The 21,814-nt window shown below is 36.6% G+C and carries 15 protein-coding genes and 1 pseudogene; 7 read left to right on the top strand and 9 right to left on the bottom strand.

The annotated features are described in order from the left end of the window. Positions 1–538: 538 nt before the first annotated feature. The gene (locus AS141_RS12005; RefSeq protein ID WP_057937900.1) at positions 539–724 is read right to left on the bottom strand and encodes a hypothetical protein; all 186 of its coding nucleotides are present in this window, start codon (positions 722–724) and stop codon (positions 539–541) included. Between the two features lie 344 nt (positions 725–1,068). Here AS141_RS12005 and AS141_RS12000 point away from each other — a divergent pair, with 344 nt between their 5' ends. The 4 genes from AS141_RS12000 (at position 1,069) to AS141_RS27050 (ending at position 7,264) form a co-directional block, all read left to right on the top strand. After that, the gene (locus AS141_RS12000; RefSeq protein WP_057937899.1) at positions 1,069–1,470 is read left to right on the top strand and encodes a hypothetical protein; all 402 of its coding nucleotides are present in this window, start codon (positions 1,069–1,071) and stop codon (positions 1,468–1,470) included. Between the two features lie 101 nt (positions 1,471–1,571). Then, positions 1,572–5,441 (top strand): nSTAND3 domain-containing NTPase, encoded by a 3,870-nt coding sequence (locus tag AS141_RS11995; protein ID WP_057937898.1) that lies wholly within the window; start codon positions 1,572–1,574, stop codon positions 5,439–5,441. A gap of 287 nt (positions 5,442–5,728) precedes the next feature. Then, complete coding sequence (locus tag AS141_RS11990; RefSeq protein WP_157243450.1) at positions 5,729–6,220, top strand: hypothetical protein; 492 nt, start codon at positions 5,729–5,731, stop codon at positions 6,218–6,220. Positions 6,221–6,247: 27 nt separating this feature from the next. Continuing rightward, complete coding sequence (locus AS141_RS27050) at positions 6,248–7,264, top strand: TIR domain-containing protein (protein WP_057937896.1); 1,017 nt, start codon at positions 6,248–6,250, stop codon at positions 7,262–7,264. Positions 7,265–7,575: 311 nt separating this feature from the next. Here AS141_RS27050 and AS141_RS11980 read toward each other — a convergent pair whose 3' ends face one another. Then, positions 7,576–8,745, bottom strand: a complete 1,170-nt coding sequence (locus tag AS141_RS11980) for a DUF4062 domain-containing protein (RefSeq protein ID WP_057937895.1) — start codon at positions 8,743–8,745, stop codon at positions 7,576–7,578. Then, on the bottom strand, positions 8,742–9,665 hold the full coding sequence (locus tag AS141_RS11975) for a DUF4145 domain-containing protein (protein ID WP_082632275.1): 924 nt from the start codon (positions 9,663–9,665) through the stop codon (positions 8,742–8,744). Before AS141_RS11975 ends, AS141_RS11980 begins: the two co-directional genes overlap by 4 nt. Positions 9,666–10,607: 942 nt before the next feature. On the opposite strand from AS141_RS11975, the gene AS141_RS11970 reads away from it, so the two are divergent. Next, positions 10,608–11,225 (top strand): hypothetical protein, encoded by a 618-nt coding sequence (locus AS141_RS11970; RefSeq protein ID WP_157243449.1) that lies wholly within the window; start codon positions 10,608–10,610, stop codon positions 11,223–11,225. 3 nt (positions 11,226–11,228) lie between these two features. Here AS141_RS11970 and AS141_RS11965 read toward each other — a convergent pair whose 3' ends face one another. The 5 genes and pseudogenes from AS141_RS11965 to AS141_RS11935 all read right to left on the bottom strand — a co-directional run bounded on the left by AS141_RS11965 (position 11,229) and on the right by AS141_RS11935 (position 17,886). Further along, positions 11,229–12,443 (bottom strand): IS256 family transposase, encoded by a 1,215-nt coding sequence (locus AS141_RS11965; protein WP_057937892.1) that lies wholly within the window; start codon positions 12,441–12,443, stop codon positions 11,229–11,231. A gap of 195 nt (positions 12,444–12,638) precedes the next feature. Then, positions 12,639–14,045: a cyclodeaminase/cyclohydrolase family protein gene (locus AS141_RS11960; RefSeq protein WP_057937891.1), complete on the bottom strand. Its 1,407-nt coding sequence runs from the start codon at positions 14,043–14,045 to the stop codon at positions 12,639–12,641. A 186-nt stretch (positions 14,046–14,231) separates the two neighbouring features. Next, a pseudogene (locus tag AS141_RS11955) lies at positions 14,232–15,113 on the bottom strand (AbiTii domain-containing protein). A gap of 410 nt (positions 15,114–15,523) precedes the next feature. Further along, positions 15,524–16,180, bottom strand: a complete 657-nt coding sequence (locus AS141_RS11945) for a DUF6904 family protein (protein ID WP_057937888.1) — start codon at positions 16,178–16,180, stop codon at positions 15,524–15,526. Between the two features lie 401 nt (positions 16,181–16,581). Then, positions 16,582–17,886, bottom strand: a complete 1,305-nt coding sequence (locus tag AS141_RS11935) for an ApeA N-terminal domain 1-containing protein (protein ID WP_157243448.1) — start codon at positions 17,884–17,886, stop codon at positions 16,582–16,584. Positions 17,887–18,056: 170 nt separating this feature from the next. On the opposite strand from AS141_RS11935, the gene istA reads away from it, so the two are divergent. Both istA and istB read left to right on the top strand, forming a co-directional pair. Further along, entirely contained in the window at positions 18,057–19,595 is a 1,539-nt protein-coding gene (istA, locus tag AS141_RS11930) for an IS21 family transposase (protein WP_057937885.1), read from the top strand. Positions 19,596–19,638: 43 nt separating this feature from the next. Continuing rightward, positions 19,639–20,376: an IS21-like element helper ATPase IstB gene (istB, locus tag AS141_RS11925; protein WP_057937884.1), complete on the top strand. Its 738-nt coding sequence runs from the start codon at positions 19,639–19,641 to the stop codon at positions 20,374–20,376. A 293-nt stretch (positions 20,377–20,669) separates the two neighbouring features. On the opposite strand, the gene AS141_RS11920 is transcribed toward istB, so the two are convergent. Further along, entirely contained in the window at positions 20,670–21,674 is a 1,005-nt protein-coding gene (locus AS141_RS11920) for a HEPN domain-containing protein (protein WP_057937883.1), read from the bottom strand. Positions 21,675–21,814 lie beyond the last annotated feature (140 nt).

The following is a 21,814-nucleotide window of genomic DNA, read 5'->3' as shown; positions in this document are numbered from 1 at the left end:
TGTTTTTTAATGGCCTCATGGAATGCCTTCAACTGAGATAGAATTAGACATAGCTATCCTGCTTCAGGCATTTCATGTGCTTTTTGTTTGTAATGCTGGAAGACGGGAGACCGAAGTGCGGTGAAGAGGGACCGAAGACAGGAGACGGAAGACCGAAGTGTGCACCGTCACTGCGAGGCGAGGTACGAGCCGCGGCAGTCTCAAGGGACTCTATCATCATTTTAATAATGAACCCTCCTTAGGCGGGCAGGTATCGAATGATGAATTCCGAATGATGAAGTCTCGTTACTAACACTTGACTTTAGTATCAGCTTCAAGACTCTAGCTTCTTGACTCTTGATTCTTGACTCTAGCTTCTTGGCTCCAAACAAGACATACTAATCCCACCTCGCCCCAACCGAGCAACCAGCAATAATGAATACTAAGATGTAATGTGTCAGCTCTACCGGCTATTCTGAGCTTGCTGACGTGAGTGTGTGGTAACCGATCTGCTCAGGGATGTGCACCTCCCCTTAATCGGCGATAAAAAACGAACCCTTTATATAGGATTCTTGGGCTTCAGGGGATACAGGCGATCTGATGCGATAATGCCCTGCTCCTCTGGAAGGATGTAATAGGTAAGAGAACTGTGTGACCCAATGTAAAAAAGCGCAGACAGATCTATCTTCCAGAATACTGATCCCGGGAAGCTACTTAATCCAGAAAAAATCAAGGTCTGTTCCATGATACTTGGGTTATAATGATAGTCCAAGTTGAGACCAAGCCAAAAAAAAGAGGCGTGGGACTCAACATATCGAAACTAGGTACCTAGGAAGACCTCGTACACGAATAAGTGAGCCCACGCCAATGGCGTGAGCAACCCTCACTTATTGTCTCGTGTACTTGAAATTTCCTAGGTTTCAGTTTCAGACAAACAAGTGCGAATGCTATTTGAAGATTCGCAAAATTAATCAAACGGTAGCTTTTGCCACCGAACTCATAATATTTAAGTCAATAATAATATAAATATTTGAAATCACCTAATTATAAGTAGGTGGATATCGGCTCAATTTAAACTTTCATTGATAAATGAAAGAAAATGAGAAAATAACACGTGTTGTGTCCGCCCTTGATTTGTATGTGACAAAGAAAATCCGCGATAGAAGGGAACTTTTAAAAATTGGTCAAAGTGCCCTTTCAGTTGATATGGGATTCTCGGATAAATTAGTTGGAAATATAGAAAATCCATCTTTGCCTGCTAAATACAACATCAGGCAAATAAACCTTGCGGCTGAAGCCTTGAAGTGTAATGTAAAAGACTTTTTACCTCCTAAAAGTTTTTTAAAAGATGATTTAGTCCGTATCACAGTAGAAAAAATATGGGAAAAAGATAATGATGGGATTAACAAAAAAATTCCAGTAATTACCAAAACTGAACCTCTTACTGAAGAAGAGATTCTTGAATACAACCGAAAACGACAAAAGACCTAATCCTTCTCCAGAGGATATTAGTGCCGAACTGATCCATTAGCAGAGATATGTGATTACTGAGGAGGGGAAAGGGGCGGTTTGATTTTCAAGATAACAAAGTCATGAATGTTTCAACAACAGGTGTACAAGGATACGAGTACCAATACAAGGTAACTTTATTGATCTATTTGATCCACCATGCTGAGAATTTACAGTTGTTCGTAGAAACTGCGGGAAACGAAGATGCTCTGTTAGTCCTTGATGATAGTAATGTCAAAACGAGAATTCAAGTTCAAATAAAGCATGAGAGAGGAAGTTTGAATACTGAAAAATTAGTGGATTGGCTATGTCATTTTGAAGAAAGACAGGAAAACGCTAGTCTTATCCAGAGACTAAGCGATAAAAAGGATGATATTGTACTTTTTGCAGCACGGTCACGATGTTCAGATGAAACTGTGTTTCTTAGGTCAAATTTGGACCGGCTTAACCCCCATATAAATTTAAAGGTCTCTCGTGAGCAAAAGAAAAACTTTATAACTGCTTTAAAACAAATAGATCATGGGGCCAGCAAACTAATGCAAGCTCGTAATTCTTTCAACTCTCAACTAGCTCAAACCCTAAATAAAAATAAGAAGCTAGAAAAGCTATTTTCCGGTATTGTTATATGGGAGGAGTTAAGTGACGAGAAAGTTGATAGCACGATTATAAATATTCTTACTCGTAATCACCAAATAGCCAGCTCATTGGCAATTGTCACATATTTGGAATTACTTGAAGAAATCAAATATGGGAGAAATAGTCAAAAAGATATACAACCAACATTACGTGCTGTTATTCAAAAGCGAAAAATTGGAAGACCTATAACCGTAACGAATTACTTGTTCAGAGGTGATGAAGACAAATTTGAGAAAATTGTTCTGAAAGAAAAGCTCTTACTATTGACAGGATTAACATTGTGTGGAAAAAGTGAGGTTGCTAAAGTCATTGCTGCGAACCTTGTTGATGCTGGATATGATTATCATCACACAAGCGATGTAAAGAATTTAAAACATTTTTTTGCAACTAATATTACTGATCATAAAATAGCAATATTGGAAGATCCCTGGGGCCATTTAAATCTTTTACCTGGCTATGAAAGGATTTTTAGAGAAATTGAGCAATTACTGCAAAACTTACAGCAACACCACCATGTTATAATTACCAGTTCTTTACATAGATTGTTTGAATTATTTCAAACTGAAAGTCTTCAAAACTGCAATGTTTTAAACCGAACTTGGAAAGATTTAACTGAGCGTGATCCCGCTAAAACCTCTAAATATTGGCAATCCATTTCGCTAAGGAGAACTATAGACGGTTCAGTAATAGAACTTGTTACAAAAGGTTTAATGCAATCCAGTTCTGACCACCTTCTCCAAATTGGCCAGTTAAAATTTTTAGCCAATTATGAAAAAACAGAGCTCCTAAGTAAATCATTTCATGAGTTAGAGCACATCGCAAGAAGGAGTTCTCGCGAGATAGCAGACTGGATTTTTGGAAAGGATCCCTACTATTCTGAGGTTTTAGGTGTGCTTGCCATGGTTTCAACTTCAATTGAAAGTATTGACTACTTACACTTAGGGTACATTTTTTCCACTGACACATCAAGGCCTTCTTTTATAGAAAAGGATACTTTCTCAATTTTTAAAGAAAAGCAAGAATTGAAATTCCCAAGTTATGGAACTTCCCCTATATTAGATCAAAGGACTTTAGTTGCTTTGGAGTTTCTAGAAGAAAGGCAATTGATAAAAGTGGTTGGAGAGTCCATTCAGTTCTCTCATCCAAATTACTATGAGGCAGGTAGGTTTTCTTTTATATCTAAATCAAAGACAGGCCAACAAAGATTGCTGGAATATTTATTTAAGTCAGTTTCTAGCACGTCTCCTTTAAACGCATACTTGGCCGCAAATAAAATTCAATTTATATACAATCGCATACGCACCGATTTAAGGCATGAGTTAATAGATATCTCTTTCTGCTGTTTAAATTCCGCATTTCCTGCGGTTGAAGATGTATCACTTGCATTTCTCTCCAATAACATTAAAGACATCCAAGGTGATAAACTAGAAAAACTAATAGAGTTAATTCAGCGAGGAGGCACTAGTACCGAGAAAATCAATTGGTATAATGGATCTATTCCGTTTTTCTCATATGAACGTGGCGTTAGCCGATTATTTTTTACCCCGGAAAAGGCTTTAGTCAAAAGAGCTGAAAATCTTTTAAATTCTAATACACTCCCTCCAATTCAAGATGGCTGGGAGCTTTTGGAAAGTTTGAAAGATGGACGTGATGTACCGACACATTACTTCCAAGTCCTATTTAACTATAGGGAGACTTTTATTAAAAAACGTGTAGTCTTACAATTTTTCCGCCGATTAAATCAATCTTACATTAATTTGGTTAATGATATTTTTTCCGATGAGCATCCTTCAATAATTTTTACTGCAATTAGAGGATCATTTTTATATTGGAAGGATTTCAATGAAGAAATCAGGCCGCTTCTTATCAAGAAAATGATGGAAGCCATGTCGAAAGAACAAGTTGCTATTCGTTCTGCTAACCTATTTTCTACTTTTTCTGCATTTTATGGTTCTGAAGGTATTTTTACATTACAAGAATTAGAAGAGTCAGATCGAAGAGAGATATGGAATGTATGGGGCTTAATCTATCCGATCATGGTAAAAAACCTTCCCTCTGATGGCATATTTATAAATACAGCAAGGTTTGGCGCAACAATGGATGAGGCCATAAAATATCTTGACTCCGACAAAGGTATAGTAGTGTTTAAAGCATGGTTTGAAAGAATTCATTGTCAAATTTTAAATGGATTAAGCCCCGACGATTTTGAGATGGGTATTATGTTAAACTTAATGCAATTTACTGGGCAAGATTCAGAGTTAAGAAAGGGTCTCTTTCAGGAGTTGATCAATTACCCTGATACAAATTTTATGCTATCCAGTCTTAAGTGGGCATTAGAGTATTGGGAAGATCTTAACCAAGAAGAAAGGCAAGAAATACTTGAACTCCTTAATAGTTCTAGAGAAGATATTAGATGGGTAAAAGCGGTAATGCTCACGAGAGAAATTCCGCCTGAGGCTATTGTTTCAAAAATATTAGGCCAATCAAGCGTATTTCAAAAAGAAGTTCCGGAAATTTTGGAAATAATGCCTGATTCACTAGTTCAAGATTGTCTTAATGTCATTTGTGGATCTCCATACTCTTTAAGTCGCATCGGAGTACATGCCAGCAACAAGTCCCTTTGGACAAAAGTTATGCGATATATTTTAACTACAAATTATCGAGTTGGTTTTGAGGTATGTCTTCAAAAATTCTTACATGATGGAGTCAATAGTTTTTCATCAATGTGGGAAAATCCAAAGGAACTTTGGAAATTAATATGCAAATCGGCAAATGACAGGAAGGTATTGGTTGAATCATTAATATTCAATATAGGAAGCTGCAGTTGCAGTATATCAAGTGCTACAATGTTGTGGAGAATATTGATGCACTCATACAGTGTTTGCAAAAATGAAAATGAGTTTACCAAAATTGTCGCCTCTCGAATTGAGATGCTTCAACAAACTGGACATAAAGAGGATCTTCTCCAAATAATGGGTAAAGAATTTATTAACAAGAAATTAATTAATGAAATACAACCCGATTTTTTACTAATCACTATCCTAGAAGGAGCAAAGAAACAGTACCTAAATGATGAAGTAACTTCTGATATTCTCGACTCACTTTCACCTATACTAGACAAAACTCATATTCGGTTTTTTTTAACGTTTCTATATTTTGAACAATTCAAATTAAAAAAGGTGATCTCAGATAAAGTGATATTAATATTAAACTCCTTGCCAAATAAGATTGATGATATAGGTAAATATCAAATTGAAGAGTGGGAAAAAAAATTCGAATATTCGTTACCAAACTGGAATATTGGAAACTTAGATTAATCACTCTCATTTAACAAATCTCTCGTATGCAGATCAATTACAGGTTCTGAAAGGCAATTTAAGTCAATTCTTGTCTTTCGAATAAGAAAATTGCCTTTTATTCCTTCCAATCGCTTAGTTTTAAAAAGAAATCTTTCAATGGCAAAAATAGGCTCCCTAAAGTTTAGAAAAAGTTAATGGATTGATCGCATTATGCACCTAACTCATTCAAGAAATCGAAACCTACCAAACCTCTCAAGAAAACAGGATGCAGAGTTGTTGAAGAGGAGTGGTATAAAAAATAAATAATGAATAACTTAGAATTTGTAAAAGATACTTTATCGAAACAAAACCCATCATACTTAGAGTTATGCACCGACTTCTTAATAATTTATTCAAGATTTGAATACGCTTTGAAAGAGTGTGGATTTCTACAAAGCAGAAATAGAGTTATGGCAAGTTTAGAAAACTACGCACTTTCAATAAGTGAAATTTTCAAACCTGAGCCAGAATCGCAATTGGAAAAAGCAGTTAATTTCATAATTGAATCTCCACCAAAAATCCAGATAATGGATAGGAATAAATTAATTTGGCAAGACCACCTAATAGAAGGCAACTTAGTTCTTATACTGGCTGAATATTTAAGACGAATACGGAACAATTTACTGCATGGTGGTAAATATTATGGCGGAATAGATTCAGAAAGCAGAAATTGGAATTTAATTATAAATTCAATCCTTATAATTGAATACTGGATTGATCTGAATGATACTGTTAAGAATAAGTTTAGGGAATTTTAATAAATTTTAATTTAACTTTAGTAATTAATGGATCCTAAAATAGAAAAAATAATTATTGATTTTTTAAACAGACTTGAAAACGAGGACACTCCAAGTAGCTTGGCTTCAATTCTTGACAATTCTCCATTTACACCTGAAAACAAAAAAAGACTTTATAAAGAAATTGAATTTGAATTGGAAAGCAGAGGCCTAGTTCAATTTATAAGAGGGAGGGATAATTCAACATTGGGTGGACAATGTGAATATCTAATTAATCATAACGGAATCAAGTATTTAAAATCTTTAAGTAATAAACCGATGACACTTGAGAAACAATTATTTGAAATTGAATCAAAGGCAATAAAGTATGAAATCGAATGGAAAAAGGGGCGAGAGGCAAGACTAAACTCAATGGAATTTATAAGTCTTTTTGATGAATGGTACTATGAGTCAAGAGATTTTTTTGGTGACTATTTCGATCTAGAAAATTTAAACTACAAAGAATTTTTAGAGGCTAATTTACAAGGAAATGGTTCTACAAAAGGGAATCAGTTCGGCAACTTGTACTCAATGTTTAAGATTTTAAAAAATCGATTACTGAGAAAAAATATAACTATCTCAAAAGTTAAGGAGCCGTCAAGAACAAACAATATATTTCTAATTCACGGAAGAGATGAAAACAAAAAGCTAGAAGTAGCAAGGTTTCTAGAGAATGACATTAAATTAAATGTCACTATACTTCATGAAAAACCAAATTCTGGAAAAACTATTATTGAAAAATTTGAAAAATATTCCAACGTGGATTTTGCAGTTGCAATTTGGACAGGCGACGACAGAGGTTCGCTAGATCAGCATAGAGAAGAACTAAAAAAGCGAGCAAGGCAAAACGTAATTTTTGAAACAGGATTCTTTTTTGGAAAACTTGGTCGAGAAAAAGTTATTGTTTTATATGAAAAAGATGTAGAGATACCCTCCGATTACCTGGGAGTTACATATGTGTCTTTTGAAGGACAATGGAAAGATGATCTTAGAAAAGAGGTAAATCATATTTATGAGAATTTTTAGTAGTCATACAATCTTTTAAATAAACTTCTCCAACCCCGTTTGGGTGTAGTCAAATCGGTAGTCGGGACTGGGTGGGATTTGTAATTCCACCCGAATATTTTTGACAATTTGCAATTGGCCTCTCTACCTCCTCCCATCCTCCTCCTTAATGAGGAGGCGCTAGCCAGAGGTAAATGATAGCTTTCGTCTCTTTGCCACCTAGACTATCATAGGTTGTGAAAAAGCAATGCCAAATATCTACCTCCAAAATTTTAAAAGTGATTTATAAAGATCATACCTAATATTGATATTCATTAGTATACTATTAATTGTCAAGCATTATTCAGCTCTAAAAACATCTCAAATTCATTAAAATATTCATTTAAATCATCTTCATTAATAGATATTTCTAATTTTGAATTTACACTAGTTATATTTTCCCCTTCATTGATCCTTCTTTGTATGTCAAGAAATTTCACATGTTCTTGATTTGGGTATTGCATCATTTTTAAAATAAATTCTGATGCTAATTTAGCTAATTTATCTTTAATACCATTGAATTTATTTATTACTGTAGTACTTGAAACTTCCAATGACCAATTTACTAAACTTTCAAATAATCTAGAATAAGTCATAGAGATATAAAATAAACCTTTTAAATCTGCCGATGCACCTTTTTCATTAAAATATTTCTTTGCCCCAACATTAAGTATGTTTTGTACTCCATATGCAATTTTTAGCAAAACATCAATTTTATGCTTTTGCCATGATACAAAACTATTTAAATATTCTATGTATCTTTTTGAGTTCAATAGCACACTATACTCATAGTCATTGAATAGGTATTCTTTTTTCTTCATTTCATCACTCATAGTTTGAAAAAGAAACAAAAACTCATAGGCTGTTGGCTTGTCTAGAATAAGTCGCACAGCTTGTGTTGATATACCCATATTCATAATTTCCTCAGTCTCTGGAGTTAATTTTAACTTTAATTGTAAAGACTCTTTATATAAATATGATAGTTGAATTTTGAGTCTACTTCTTATATCCTGAATATGCTCAAATTCGCAACAATGAAATTTTTCATTATCTCTGATCTCTTCAACCAATTCAAATATCTTTGAAGATTCAACTATGTTTGAGTAGTCCTGATCTTTACTTTTTCTCCAAGTTGGTAAAAATGTTATAATTTCCTTTTTTATAAAAATGTAAATAGGTATCTCCTTTTCTTTTGCTGTTAAAAATTCCGTATTTGTTATTGATTTTCCTGATGGGAGCACATATCCATATTTACTTCCTATTATTAATATAAACACATCTGCAAAATCTCTTACAGAAATAATACAATTATCTATTGCGTTCATAGAAGGATTAATTGGAAATGTATCAAATTCAGACAACATAGGAGTATGACCCAAATTATCGATAAATTCATACATATCGGCTCTTACTTGTGATAAGTCATAGCATGTAGAGCTTACAAAAATATTAAGTTTGTTCATGGTTTAAAATTACTACTGTGATATTTTTCTGGTATTTTAACAATTTTATAGTGTTTTGTTTGTTTCTCACCATCTTTTTCAAATTTTAAAAAATTGAATTCATTATTTTTTATTGCTTTGTATAAGTTTATTTCATATTTGTGAAGATCTGATTTTTCAATTCTTTCATCATCTTTACCTAATAATTCTTTTAGTGTTATAACCTTGTTTAATATTTGATTTTGAAGTTTTAATATTACCAGTGAGTAAAAGTCATCCTCTGACTTTATCATTGTATTTAATGATTTTCTTACAATTATGTCATTAATGTATAAGTTTGATAGTAAATGGTTTACAATCTCTAATACAATTAATAGTTTATTATATGCTGGTTTTTCTATTTCGTGAAGAGCTCCATTCCCAAGGAACCTAATACTGTGAAGTCTATCTGCTTCATTTCTTGAAATGTGACCATTATCAGCTAATGAATTTATTCTGTTTTTTAAGTTTTGATCCTCTAATTTCAAATTATTACAGGTTGCTTCTATTATAGCCCTAAATCCTGCTGCTGCTAAAATGTTTGCTTTTACCTTTAAAGATAAAATTGTTTCATTATAGATTGTATTAATTTCTAAAGGTATATATTCCTTATGTTTAATAATATTTCCATTTTCCAAATAAGGTGGATATATGTCTATTGAGTCATAATATCTAAAGTCCTCTCCTCCCATATACTCAATCATTGTTTGATCACTATACACCTTTGCAAATGCTACGGTATCACAACCTAGACATTCAATTGTAGAATATTCCTCGCTCCAGCTTATTTCATCATCTCCATCATAAGTATGATTTTTTCCAATTTTCTTGGAAAATAAAATTTTATGATTTGTTACCCTATTGCAATTTCTACAGTAGAAGTTATCTGTCTTTATTTTCATCAGTTATTCTGGCTTTATATGCGCCTATTCTATTTCCTCGTATCCCCGTCTGGGCGTAGTAACATCGCTCGTGGCACTGGGTGGAATTTGTAATTCCACCCTAATATCCTTAGCAATTTGCAATTGGCCTCTCTACCTCCTCCCATCCTCCTCCTTAAAGAGGAGGCGCTTGGCTCTGCTATCATCGGGATATCAGAGTCAAATGGCGTTTGATGGTTTCCGGATTTAAGCCCGGATGGGTGCTAAAAGTTGGCTGTTCTACCTCATCCCATCCTTCTCCTTTAGGAGAAGGCGCTAGTCAGCGGCAAATGATAGCTTTCAGTAACTGAAAGACTTACGCAATAAAAGGAATAAAATGATAGGAAAACACACCATGTAAAGGGTATTTTTTGCGGAAATGGGAGGAAATGTGAAGGAATTGAGGTGGTTTTTGGTTGGTCAGCGGAATTATCTGCATTCTTCTGTGCCCTTTTGTAGATAAAAATAGAAAGGGAGTCATGGGATTCTGCTGTAGATCTGTGATGCGGGTGATTGGTTTGGCTTCTTTCTTTTATCTATGAAGTAGTGTCGTTTTCTATCTGACTTATCAATTTAGGTTTATCAGCAGTAGGGATTTAGTAAGCTTTTATCTAAAATATCCTCCAAAACCATCGATCAGAGGGGTCAATTGCGTTGGAATGTCAGTCAAACCCATCCTGTTAAGGTGCTTTCGCTATTAAAAAGCATTCCAGTTTGGAGGGATCAGCATACTCCGGAATATCCAATAATAACAGGGCGGATGTTTATTAGAGTGTAATCGGGAAGAATTCAGAGTAGAATTGGTATTTTTCGGAATGAAAAAATCAACCTATTATTTCCTTGGAACAACATATTTTTCTATAAAAAAGGAGCATGGGAAGACTAAAGCCCAGATAATCACAAGTAAATTTTAATTGAAAAATCGTGGATAATAAAGAACCATACCAAAGAAATCGAAATGATTTATTGAGGGACTTTGAATCTCAGCTAATGTTTATGAGAGCACACATGGATCAAATTGCCTCAGGTAATAGAGAATTCTATAAACCATTATCCATTAATATTAGGGTTGTTTTTCATCAAACAAGAAAAAGCCATTCTCTTCTGAACCAATTAGATATTGAAAATAGAATCCAAATGGCTTCTACATCGTCCAAATACTCCCCAAGCAATCTGATACCACATACAGGTCTAATTGCTTTAAGTCCTCTCTCAAATTTTGCCAATTATTTACCAATAAGAGACACATCAGAAGTTAATTTTCTCAATTATCATCAATGGTGGGATGAAGAAATAGTTATGTCAAATAACAGTGGTAAATTATGGTCAAGAAAGGAACTGGTAACAGAAGTTGCAAATAAAGACGGAGGTGGACACATTGACTCCAATATCCCAATTGAATTTTACAACCTTTCATATAGAAATGCACTTGGTTGGAAATTTGTAAAAGGATCTGATGAAGCTGGAATCGAGGGAGTGTTAGGCCAACTCTGTCCATCCCTTCCGTTGGGGTACCCCAACGGAAGGGAACTAAATGATTAATTTTTAAACATCCAACACCAACCTCCCCTCAAATCTAATGGCTAATTGTTGGACTGTCAACCCCCAGTTATGGATCGGGGCCGTCCACTTCCGTTCGATCCTCTTTGCGGCAAGATACACCAGTTTCAGCAGCGCCATATCACTTGTGAAAGCCCCTTTTGTTTTGGTGACTTTCCTCACCTGCCGGTGATACCCTTCAACCGCGTTGGTGGTATAAATGATCTTTCTGATGGGTTTGGTATAGGCAAAATAGGCACTGAGACGTTCCCAGTTGCTGTTCCATGAACGGATCACCACCGGATATTTCTTCCCCCATTTCTCTTCCAGGTCCAACAAGGCAGACTCTGCCTGATCTTTGGTATCTGCCCCATAGATAAGTCTCAGGTCAGCGGCAAACTCCTTCTGTTCCTTACTGGCCACATACTTCAGGCTGTTGCGGATCTGGTGGACGATACAGAGCTGGATCTCAGCCTTAGGGAAAATAGACTGGATTGCCTCGGGAAAACCTGTCAGGTTATCTGTACAGGCGATCAGGATATCCTTTACCCCACGGTGCTGCAGATCACTGAGGACCTGTAACCAGAAGTTGGCCCCTTCGCTTTCAGACAGGTACATCCCCAGGATTTCCTTTCTCCCAGACTTATTGATCCCAAGCACGTTGTACAGTGCCTTGTGCCTCACCTTGCCTTCCTCCCGCACCTTGAAGTGCATGGCGTCCAGCCATACGATGCAGTAAACCTCCTCCAGCGGGCGGTTCTGCCATTCCTTTACCTTGGGGATGATCCGGTCGGTAATATCACTGATCACCTGGGTGGAGACCTCCGTATCATACATCTCCCGGATATGGGCTGATATATCCCGCATACTGCTCCCCATCCCGTAAAGGGCGATGATCTGGTCTTCTAGGTTGTCTGCCAGAATACGCTGGCGCTTCTCTATGAGCTTGGGCTCAAAGCTGCTGTGACGGTCCTCCGGGGTGTCTATGGTCACTTCGCCCACGTTGCTCTTCACTGTTTTGCTGCCTTTCCCGTTGCGCTTGTTGCCAGAGGCCCACCCTTTGTCATCATCACGGAGATGCTCTTCCATCTCTGCCTGCAGGGATTCTTCCAGAAAATCCTTCAGTAGAGGTGCTAAGGCACCATCCTTTCCGAATAGGTTGTCACCTGATAAAAACTGTTTTAATACTTTCTTCTTGAATGCTGATTCTTCTTCTTTCATACTGCTCTATCTTAAAAACTTTAACTAAAATTCAAAGTTCTAGACAGAGTTAATTTTACACCCTCGGAATCGACATGGAAAATCCTATTCCAGCATCTTTATGGCAAATAGGATTTGAAGTTTTGATGTCAATAGATAGGTTCAGAAAGCAAACTCACTTATAGAATTTTTGATTCAATCTAAACTTTGTCGTCCTCAATAGCCCAGTGAATTATAATCAACGAGATCCAACTCCTCGATTCGGATTGCCATCGCTTCCATTGAAACATTAAACTGTTCAGTAAGGGATGCAAAAGAAACTCCACCAAATAGAGTTGTACTTGCCAGAAATCGTGATAATCTTCTCCTATCACTATACTTCTTTTTCAATTCAATTAAACCTGTACCCGAAAGTGCAAAAGATATATCCTGGTTAATATGAAGTCTTACAGATCCAAATCTCACTTCAAATTGCTTTAGCATCTCCTTCCTAGGCATTAGAAATAGAGCTGCAAACTTATCTGCTTGCACTTCTATCTGCGACCTTTTGATATGAACAACTCCTGATTCCAATGCACGGTCTCTATGGAGTACAGTCAGGCTTTTATAATGAAGTATTGCATGCCCCAATTCATGCGTCATGGTGAATTTTTGAACCCATGGTGGATATTTGGTGGAAATCCTCACTACTTTCTTAATGTTATCAACTTCCCCAGCAGCTTCCACATTACCATCATAATCATCAAATGCCCCTAGACTGTCTACTGGAATCACATCGTATCCTAAAAATCTCAAAGCTTTCTCAGCGTCTATAACAGAGCTAAAATCTTTATTCTCAGCCTCTGAGTACAATTCCAACTGTAAGGCTCTTACAGTTTTTTCTATATTTTCCTCCTCAGCTTTGGCTAATATGGTCTTTATTTTCTCACAGGCCTTCCTTTTCTTTTCTATTTCTTTTTGAAGTTTTTGGAGGATCTTATTGGCATTCGCACTAGCCTTCCAGTAATCAGACCGGATCTTTTCAAGTTCCAATTCAAGATTTCTAAAATCCTCATGTTCTACAAGAGATTTTAGGTTCAGTTCAGCTATATGTAGACTCCCTATTGCCATGGCCAATGAGCCCTGAATTCCAACTGCGGAATCTCCACCTACGGCTTTATAACCGTGCTGAAATACATAAATACCCGCCTTAGCTAATTCAATAGCAACTTTCGAAATCTCCAAAGCAGACTGGGTAGCCAAAAAAGTGTCTTGTGCTACTCTACTTTTAGCTTTTATAAATTTCTGAGCAGTTCCTTCCTCGGAGGACTTTCTATTTAAATTGCGATCTTTTCGATTTAAAATAACAGCATCAAATACCTGATAATCCTGATGAAATAACTGCTTAAGTTGTGGAATATAGTTTTCCTCAATACGCTTCTTAAGTTCAAGCATCGTACCTCTTACACTTTCGAACTTAGGTTTCCTGTTGGGGTCAAGTGTGATTTTAATAACAGTAATGATCAAGTTTGCACTGATCAAGACCTGCATAGCTGCTGCACTTCCAGAGCCTGGAATATGCTCACCAGCACCAAATTTCTTTAATAATTCGTCAACCGAAATTTTATCAAGGTCAATATTCATACAAAACCAAAAAGAGCTGAAAATAATCCAAGTGCAAAATATAACTAAAAAGCTATAATGCTACTACTTTCCTATTCAACCCGAGCCTTCTTATCTAGAAAAACAATTTAATCCTCGGATTAAAGCATTTAAAAATTTGTTCCTAGATCAATGGAAGTCAGCATTTGTAAGCACCGAACTTTATAGTCAAAATAATGCTTGAACTTTTTCAATTAATAGGGGAATATTTATCTCTATTCCCTTTTCCAGTGATTTTGTAGCTACTTTACCTGTCCAAGCTAGTAGCTTTTTTGAGATTGAAGTTTTATCTTTTTCCTCATTAATTATTTTTTCAACCTCTAAAACATATCCTTCTTCTACTCCGAGGTTTTTAATTTCTTCAAGTATTTTTTCTAATTTTGGATTCGGAGTGACTAACTTTTGTGTTTGATGGATTTCATCTCCAACTCCAATATTTGAGTTTACATTACTTCCATAAATATTAGTGGTAATTATTGTACTTGCCTCCTTTTTTTCATCATTTGAAGGTTCATATTCATTTTCTAAATCTGGGAAAGCTTTGTCAAGTTCCAGTAAAGTGTCAATTAACTTTTGTTTTGTCAGGTTTATAATATGGCTTAATTGTGAATACTGGATTCTCCGATATACTTCTACAACTTCAGGAGAGTTTGACATTTCTCTTATTTTTTGAACCAATACTTGAGGCAAACTTTCATACCCATATTGTCCGTGCTCTTTAATATTACTTGTTCCTTCTTCAAGTGTTGAAACACTTTGTTTTATATTCATTTTGTAGAGTTTCCCATTTAGCCATGCATCGAGAGCAGATGCTTCTATTGGAATTTCCCTAATTCCTTAAAATGGAACTTGTATTTTGCCATATAGATTGCACGAAATGATTCTATATTCAGGTAATATCTCCGAACTAGAATAACCATTTAACTCGTTATAAATCCATTTTTTGAATGTACTGTTATCAATCTTGTAAGCTATTAATTTTGCTCTTATAAGACCTTGCGATAATGATATTGACTCATACACGAGATCTTTGATCAAATCCCTTATCATAGTTGTTTATGATTTAAAAGCTTTTCATAGAGAAAATAGTTTGGACAGAAATACTCAGGTTCAAAAAGAATTTTAAAAAATAGCAGTAATTTTATTATTTTCATTGTTTTATTATTTTTCAGAGTGCTTTGGTGGTTTTAAGGAAGAAGTGTTTCCCGGAGTATCCTTATTATCCCTTTGACGCCTGTCCGGTTTTCCTGTTGAATCTGCGATTCTCTTTGGTCCTGGTTTGATACCGTTCCTAGTTTCCATGATTTGTATAGTTAGATACAACTTACTTTTCTGATAATGATAAAGTTATAGAAATCCGTAGAGGAATTTGTAACTCAATTCACTTATAATGACAGTTACTGTCTCACAATCAGTTTTAATAAAGTACCTTCTCTACACTTAGGTATAATCCGGAGGCCTTACCATTGAATATCATAGACTGCATCATCCTCATCCAAATCAAGTTCACCTGGATCACATCCCAATTCTTTAGCCTTTAATATAAGTCTGTTTCTGATAGTCTTGTATGCCACAGTTCCCTTTACTCCATCCTTCATCAATTCCGGCAATTGATGAAATGCTCTTTTACCCCCTTTAAGCTCAAAAAATTTAAGATTTGCCAATCTCATAAAATAATATAAGTGGGGATTTGAACCATCAAGAGATTTACCCACATAAGTCAGCATCAGTTGACCCGTTTTACCATCGTATTCAACTAAAGCCTCTTCTGTCCAATATTCTAATTGAAGAATTATCGCGTCCAAGAGTTTATTCCTTGGATGGAGGGATTTCTTGTGATTGACAAAAGCTATAAAATATAGTAACTGGACCCACGAAATTTGACAACCAAAATGTGACTCTCTTTCAATAGAAAAATGGCTGTTCTCCCGGATTAATCTATCCCCTTGATCTGCATGTCGAACTTCATATAAAAAAGCACTTAGGATATTTTCAGTTAATTTGTCATCATCCAAATCCCACAAGTCTGAAAAAACCTGGTACATAAGCCTCAAATCAGCGGAAGTACCCCATAGTTCTACACCTACACCTCTTTTGGTTGGATTTAAATAAAACATTTATCTATTTATTGAAAATTTAGACAACAATTTTAATCTGGAAAAATACTTCTTCCAATCCTCGGTGCTCTTGGTTTTGGTTGGATTATTAAGGTCATTATAAAAGAAGACCCGGCCAATTAAATCAGTTTTATCCCTTTGAACCATTTCAAGGCCACATGCCATCCCAATCAAGTCAGAATCCTCAAGACCAACAAACTTACAACCCAAGCGATGTTGTAATATGGGGAGAGAATCATGATCAACAAAAGTCAGTTTTTGATCCTCCAATGGCTTGAAATAACTATTGAATGATGTCCAATAACCTTTATCTGATTTTTCTATCCCAAAAGGCATATTACTTTTAAAGAACCTCGACTTCATAACACGTTCAAATTATTTAAGACCATACCGCCTGTGTTTCAATTTTTCAAATACCTATTTTCTCCTTTCAATACAAAAAAATGAAGATACTTTTTAAATCTCTCTTTAAGAATTTCGGCAGGAAGCCCAAGTTCTAATAATAGGCACAAGCTACAAATAAGCTCTATCCTCTTGGAGTAAACGCCTAATAAGCGTTGTGGAATAATTAGAGGATCATTATCCCTTGATTTTAAGTTATAGTGTGAAAAATGATTCCTAGTCTCTATGACTTTCTTTAAAAAGATTTCATTATCAGGAATAACTTCCCAAATAATGTCATTAAGAATTACAAGCATTGATTCAAGCTTCTTCCATAATTCACCCTTCTTTTTTCCACCTGTGGACTTTGTATCGATTTTGACTTTTATCTCCAAAATTTTATAAAACATTTCTACACCTTGTATGGCATTCATAAAAATTTCACGTTGATTGACTAGCGTTCTCTCACCAGAAATCCTGTAATATTCATTAATAGCAATTTGATTTTCACTGAAAATTCTAAACCAATTGTCGAGAATTGAATTTGAATATGACAAAACCACTTCCATATTCAGAAAAATATTTTGGTCATTGAAAGAATTGTAATTCAATTTCAATTTATTCTCATAAGTAAAAATTTCCTGGATTTGATAATCCCCAGTTTTAACTGTTGTTTCTACTATCCCACATTCATTACCTATAAAGCATTTCAAAAGATGCTTAACCGCTTCTCTAAGTTCTAAAGCCTTTACCAAAAGGATCGGAGAACTAAATATTAATGCAAGCCTTGGCAATGGATAAAGAACCATTCTATTAACTTTCTGCAATGAGTATGAAATTTCATGACCTAAAAAAACTTCCATTCCATCAGACTGAAATAGAATCGTTTTCTCCGGCACATCTACTTGAATATCCAACCTTCCGAATGTACCATCATCAGACTGCTTAACATCAATTGGAGTTTTGTTACTCCATTCATCTATATATTGTTGCCTAATATAAAGAGCCTCAATTTTCTTCTCTTTTTCAAGTAAATGAATTCCTCTCACCAAAAATTTACCAAATAAGCAAACATATGGTATTCCACTTCCCAAACGGAAATTCTCAAGCTGCATATAAAACAAGGAGAAGTCTTTTCCATCTTCGAATTGCCCATGCAAACAATCCAAAGGATTATGAAAATTTAAATCAGAAAACAACTGACCAAATGCTGCGATATTCTCCCAACATTCAACCTTAATTGGTTTACCATTAACAACTGATATTGTACAGGGAGCTTTCTCTTCTGGATCATCATGTCTAAAACGGAGGTCACTGGGCCACACTTTACGCTGATGCTGGGCCAGGCATTCCGGGAATCACCGGGCCAAAAATCCGGAGTTATTCCGGAGGTCATTGGGCCATTTTAATTTAAGGTTCCTTCAGATATTCCGGAGGTCACTGGGCCACTTTCCATGATAAGTTTTTAGCCTTGTAGTTACACAACAGTAGCGATATGGCAGGACAAAGAATCGACATCATGGATTTAAGAAGTTTGATCACATTTAAGCAAAAAGGGCTTAGCAACCGTAAAGTTGCCGGCCTGTTAGGAGTCAACCGGAAGACCGTGGATGGCTATGTTAAACGTTTCAGGGAACTTTCCCTGGGCTATGGTGAGCTGCTCTCCCTGGATGGCAGGGATCTGCAGGACTTATTTGTAGAAACCGGCCAAACCGAAAAGGAACGCTACGATACCTTGTCATCCCGATTTTCCCACATCGGGCAGGAGATGAAAAAACCGGGCTGCACGCTACAGGTACTTTGGCAGGATTACATAGAAAGGTTTCCCGAAGGCTATAAATACAGCCAGTTTACCTGGCATTACAGGCAATGGCGGAAAAAGAACAACGCCAGCGGTAAGCTGACCCACCGTGCAGGGGAGAAACTGTTTGTGGATTTTTGCGGAAAAAAAATGCATTACGTAGACCGTGGGACAGGAGAACAGATCCCCGTAGAAGTCTTCGTCGCGATATTGCCCTGTAGCCAACTCACCTATGTGAGGGCAGTTCACAGCCAAAAACGGGAAGATTTTATCAGCTGTCTGGTTTATTGTCTGGGATGGATAGGCGGTGTTCCTTATGCCGTTGTCCCTGACAATCTTAAGGCTGCCGTGGACAAAGCCTCAAAATATGCCCCTATACTCAACAAATCCTTTGCGGATTTTGGCCTGCATTATGGTTGTGCACTGGACCCGACACGCCCCTACCACCCTCAAGATAAATCTTTAGTTGAGCGTTCAGTCACCTTGGTTTACCAACGGATATACTACCCATTAGGCAGCCAGACCTTTTTCAGTCTGGAGGAGCTCAATGCTGCCATTGCCGAGAAACTGGAACAATACAATGATTATCTGCTCAGCCACGGACAGGGAAGCAGAAGAAGCCAGTTTCTGGACATCGAAAAGGAGTTCTTACAGCCTCTTCCCCAAAGTATTTACAGTATCCGTTATTACAAAAAAGCCAGCGTCCAGCAATCCTCCCATGTATATCTGGGAGAGGACAAAGGCTATTACAGCTGTCCGCACCGCTACGTGGGCAAAAGTGTAGAGCTACAATACAACCAGAATACGGTGGAGATCTTTTACTGCCAGGAACGGATCGCTGTCCACAAAAGAGCTTCCCGGAAAGGCCAATACATCACTGTCGGGGAACATATGCCCAGCACCCATCAACACTACAAGGGATGGAGTCCGGAATACTTCGACCGGAGGGCACAAAAAATCGGTCAGTACACCCGGGAATATATCGGAAAACTGATCGGTCAGTATGCTTATCCTGAGATCGGCTATAAACAGGCGCAGGGCATTCTTTCTTTTTTAAAAAGTTATGAAAAGGAAAGGTTGGAAAGAGCCTGTAAACGGGCTCTGGGTTTTGAAAAGGCCTCCTATCACACCCTGGAAAGAATACTCGGCAACAGGTTGGATATGGAGGAACTCCCTTTTCCCGATGACTATGTTAGCCCGGAACACAAAAACATCCGGGGATCCTATCGGTAACCGGCCCCTAAATCACATTTACTTACCCAAACCAATATAACATATGAACCAATACAACACGATTGAAAAAATGAAACAGATGCGCCTGGGAACCATGGCCGAACTGTATCACAAGTGTCTTACAGAGCATCTTTACAGTGACTTGTCTACCGATGAACTGTTGGCTTTCCTGGTGGACAGTGAATGGGAGGACAGGCAGAACAAAAGCATTGACAACCTGATCCATCAGGCCGGCTTTAAACAGGTTGCTGCGGCCACCAATATTGATTACCACGCTTCCCGAAACCTGGACAGGGGGCTTTTTGAAAGGTTACTTGGTCTGGGGTTTATAAAAAACAAAACGAATATATTAATTACCGGTGCAACCGGATCGGGTAAAAGTTACCTCGCCCAGTGCCTGGGAGGTCAGGCTTGCCAGAATAAATACAGGACCTTATATTATAATACCGCCAGATTTTTTGATTCGGTCAGGCTGGCAAAGCTGGAGGGCACGTATCATAAACTGCTTAAAAAACTGGAAAAAACCCAGGTACTTATCCTGGACGACTTTGGCCTGGCGCCTATGGATGCCCAGGGAAGGATTGCCCTAATGGACATCATGGAAGACCGCTATGAGAAAAGTTCAACCATCATTGCTTCACAGATACCGGTCAGCCAATGGCAGGAAGCAATCGGGGATGACAGTATCTCAGATGCGGTTTTGGATAGACTCGTTTACTCCTCCCATAGAATTGAGCTGGAAGGATTATCAATGAGAAGTAAAAAAAAGTTACACATCTAAATTTTAAACTTATTATTGTCATTGGAAAGTGGCCCAATGATTCCCGTAATCCGTGGCCCAGTATAAGCCGGAATCACTGGCCCATCATCGCCGTAATAGACACATCAGGACTCCATAAGTAGGCTCGCCATTTTTTATCAGGCTTTTCGTAAGCCTTCGATAAATCAATCTTTGAGCTCATTTTTTTTAAAAATTATTAGAATTAAACCCTCCCTCAACTAAACTTAACATGCAGCCAATCTATGCAATTACAAGATTGCTAAACCTTTACTAAAAAGCTTCTAAAATTAAAGTCAATCAAAAAAGTATAGTCTCTTATTACTTAAAACCAATTCAAACTCTTCCCTCAAACTTTCAATTTTTTGATTTGTGGTATGGAACATATCTTGAGCATAAATCAGAGGCTGAATTGTTCCTCCACGAACAACATCAGCTTTATAATTCGCGTGGGACTCACGATATTCTCTCCACCTATCCATGGATTCATCAAATAAGTCATGATTAAAATCTAACATAGGTTCCTCTTCAAAATTTTTAGATTTTATTTCTAAAATAAGTTCCTCCAATACCTTTTCTATCTCTTCGAACCTCTCCCCAGATTTGATATTCATTTCAGTTTGTGTAACTGGAGCACCAGGATACAAAATTTCACTGATCAACGAATTAGACTGCTCTAGTAAGGCCTTACAATTTTGGTAGTCCTGGATTACTTCATCATAGTCAACTTTATAACTTGTAGGCGATTCATGACAAAAAATATGTCTAATTTTATACACCCTATCAACGCTTTGAAAAATTTCACCTGCTCTATCAACAAAATCACTTCTAAATGCATTTTCTGATTCAAATCGCGATTTCTTTTTGAACTTTTTCAATTCCGAAATAAAATCCTTCCCTATCAAAGTAGTAATGTTTGAATTAACATCCTGCAAATTGTTAAACGGCAAAATATGAGCAATCAACTCACCTATGGTAAGAGATTTGGCTTGCATAGCCCCCAACACGTCAAAATCAAGTTTGATGTTTTGGGCTTGGTTAAATTTTTTAACATTATCACTGAATGGGCTGCCAAAATCAACCAAATCCCGAATTGCTGATTTAAAAAATGCTTCGAAACAGGCAACTATTGAAATAGGGATATAGCGAAGGAGTTCATTTTTAAACCTTCCATTATTTTCTTCTAAATCCTGTATTGCACCATCAATCCTAAATACCCTCTGCATATAGTCATATCTAGAATTATGAAAAGATCTAGATTTTACTGAATGAATCTCATTTATCAGGTTTCTCTTTGACATAAATAATTTTTAAAAAACAATTTCAAACTTAAATTCTACTTCTTAATTCTTACCCTTGAAATGGGTAATCTCTTTGGACTGAAACCACTTAGCTGTCTAAATAAAATACTAGCAGCAAGTTGGTAAAGCCCCCTCATGCT

The organism is Algoriphagus resistens, from assembly GCF_001442615.1.
GTDB lineage: Bacteria > Bacteroidota > Bacteroidia > Cytophagales > Cyclobacteriaceae > Algoriphagus > Algoriphagus resistens.
Note: the sequence above shows the minus strand (reverse complement) of the source record. Positions and strands in the feature narration are given on the sequence as shown.

Coding starts and splice junctions, on each gene's coding strand:
- AS141_RS12005 (WP_057937900.1), bottom strand. CDS start 724: ATGGAACAGACCTTGATTTTTTCTGGATTAAGTAGCTTCCCGGGATCA.
- istB (WP_057937884.1), top strand. CDS start 19,639: ATGAACCAATACAACACGATTGAAAAAATGAAACAGATGCGCCTGGGA.
- AS141_RS11965 (WP_057937892.1), bottom strand. CDS start 12,443: ATGAAAGAAGAAGAATCAGCATTCAAGAAGAAAGTATTAAAACAGTTT.
- AS141_RS11980 (WP_057937895.1), bottom strand. CDS start 8,745: ATGAACAAACTTAATATTTTTGTAAGCTCTACATGCTATGACTTATCA.
- AS141_RS11995 (WP_057937898.1), top strand. CDS start 1,572: ATGAATGTTTCAACAACAGGTGTACAAGGATACGAGTACCAATACAAG.
- AS141_RS11920 (WP_057937883.1), bottom strand. CDS start 21,674: ATGTCAAAGAGAAACCTGATAAATGAGATTCATTCAGTAAAATCTAGA.
- istA (WP_057937885.1), top strand. CDS start 18,057: ATGGCAGGACAAAGAATCGACATCATGGATTTAAGAAGTTTGATCACA.
- AS141_RS11945 (WP_057937888.1), bottom strand. CDS start 16,180: ATGTTTTATTTAAATCCAACCAAAAGAGGTGTAGGTGTAGAACTATGG.
- AS141_RS12000 (WP_057937899.1), top strand. CDS start 1,069: ATGAAAGAAAATGAGAAAATAACACGTGTTGTGTCCGCCCTTGATTTG.
- AS141_RS11990 (WP_157243450.1), top strand. CDS start 5,729: ATGAATAACTTAGAATTTGTAAAAGATACTTTATCGAAACAAAACCCA.
- AS141_RS11975 (WP_082632275.1), bottom strand. CDS start 9,665: ATGAAAATAAAGACAGATAACTTCTACTGTAGAAATTGCAATAGGGTA.
- AS141_RS11960 (WP_057937891.1), bottom strand. CDS start 14,045: ATGAATATTGACCTTGATAAAATTTCGGTTGACGAATTATTAAAGAAA.
- AS141_RS27050 (WP_057937896.1), top strand. CDS start 6,248: ATGGATCCTAAAATAGAAAAAATAATTATTGATTTTTTAAACAGACTT.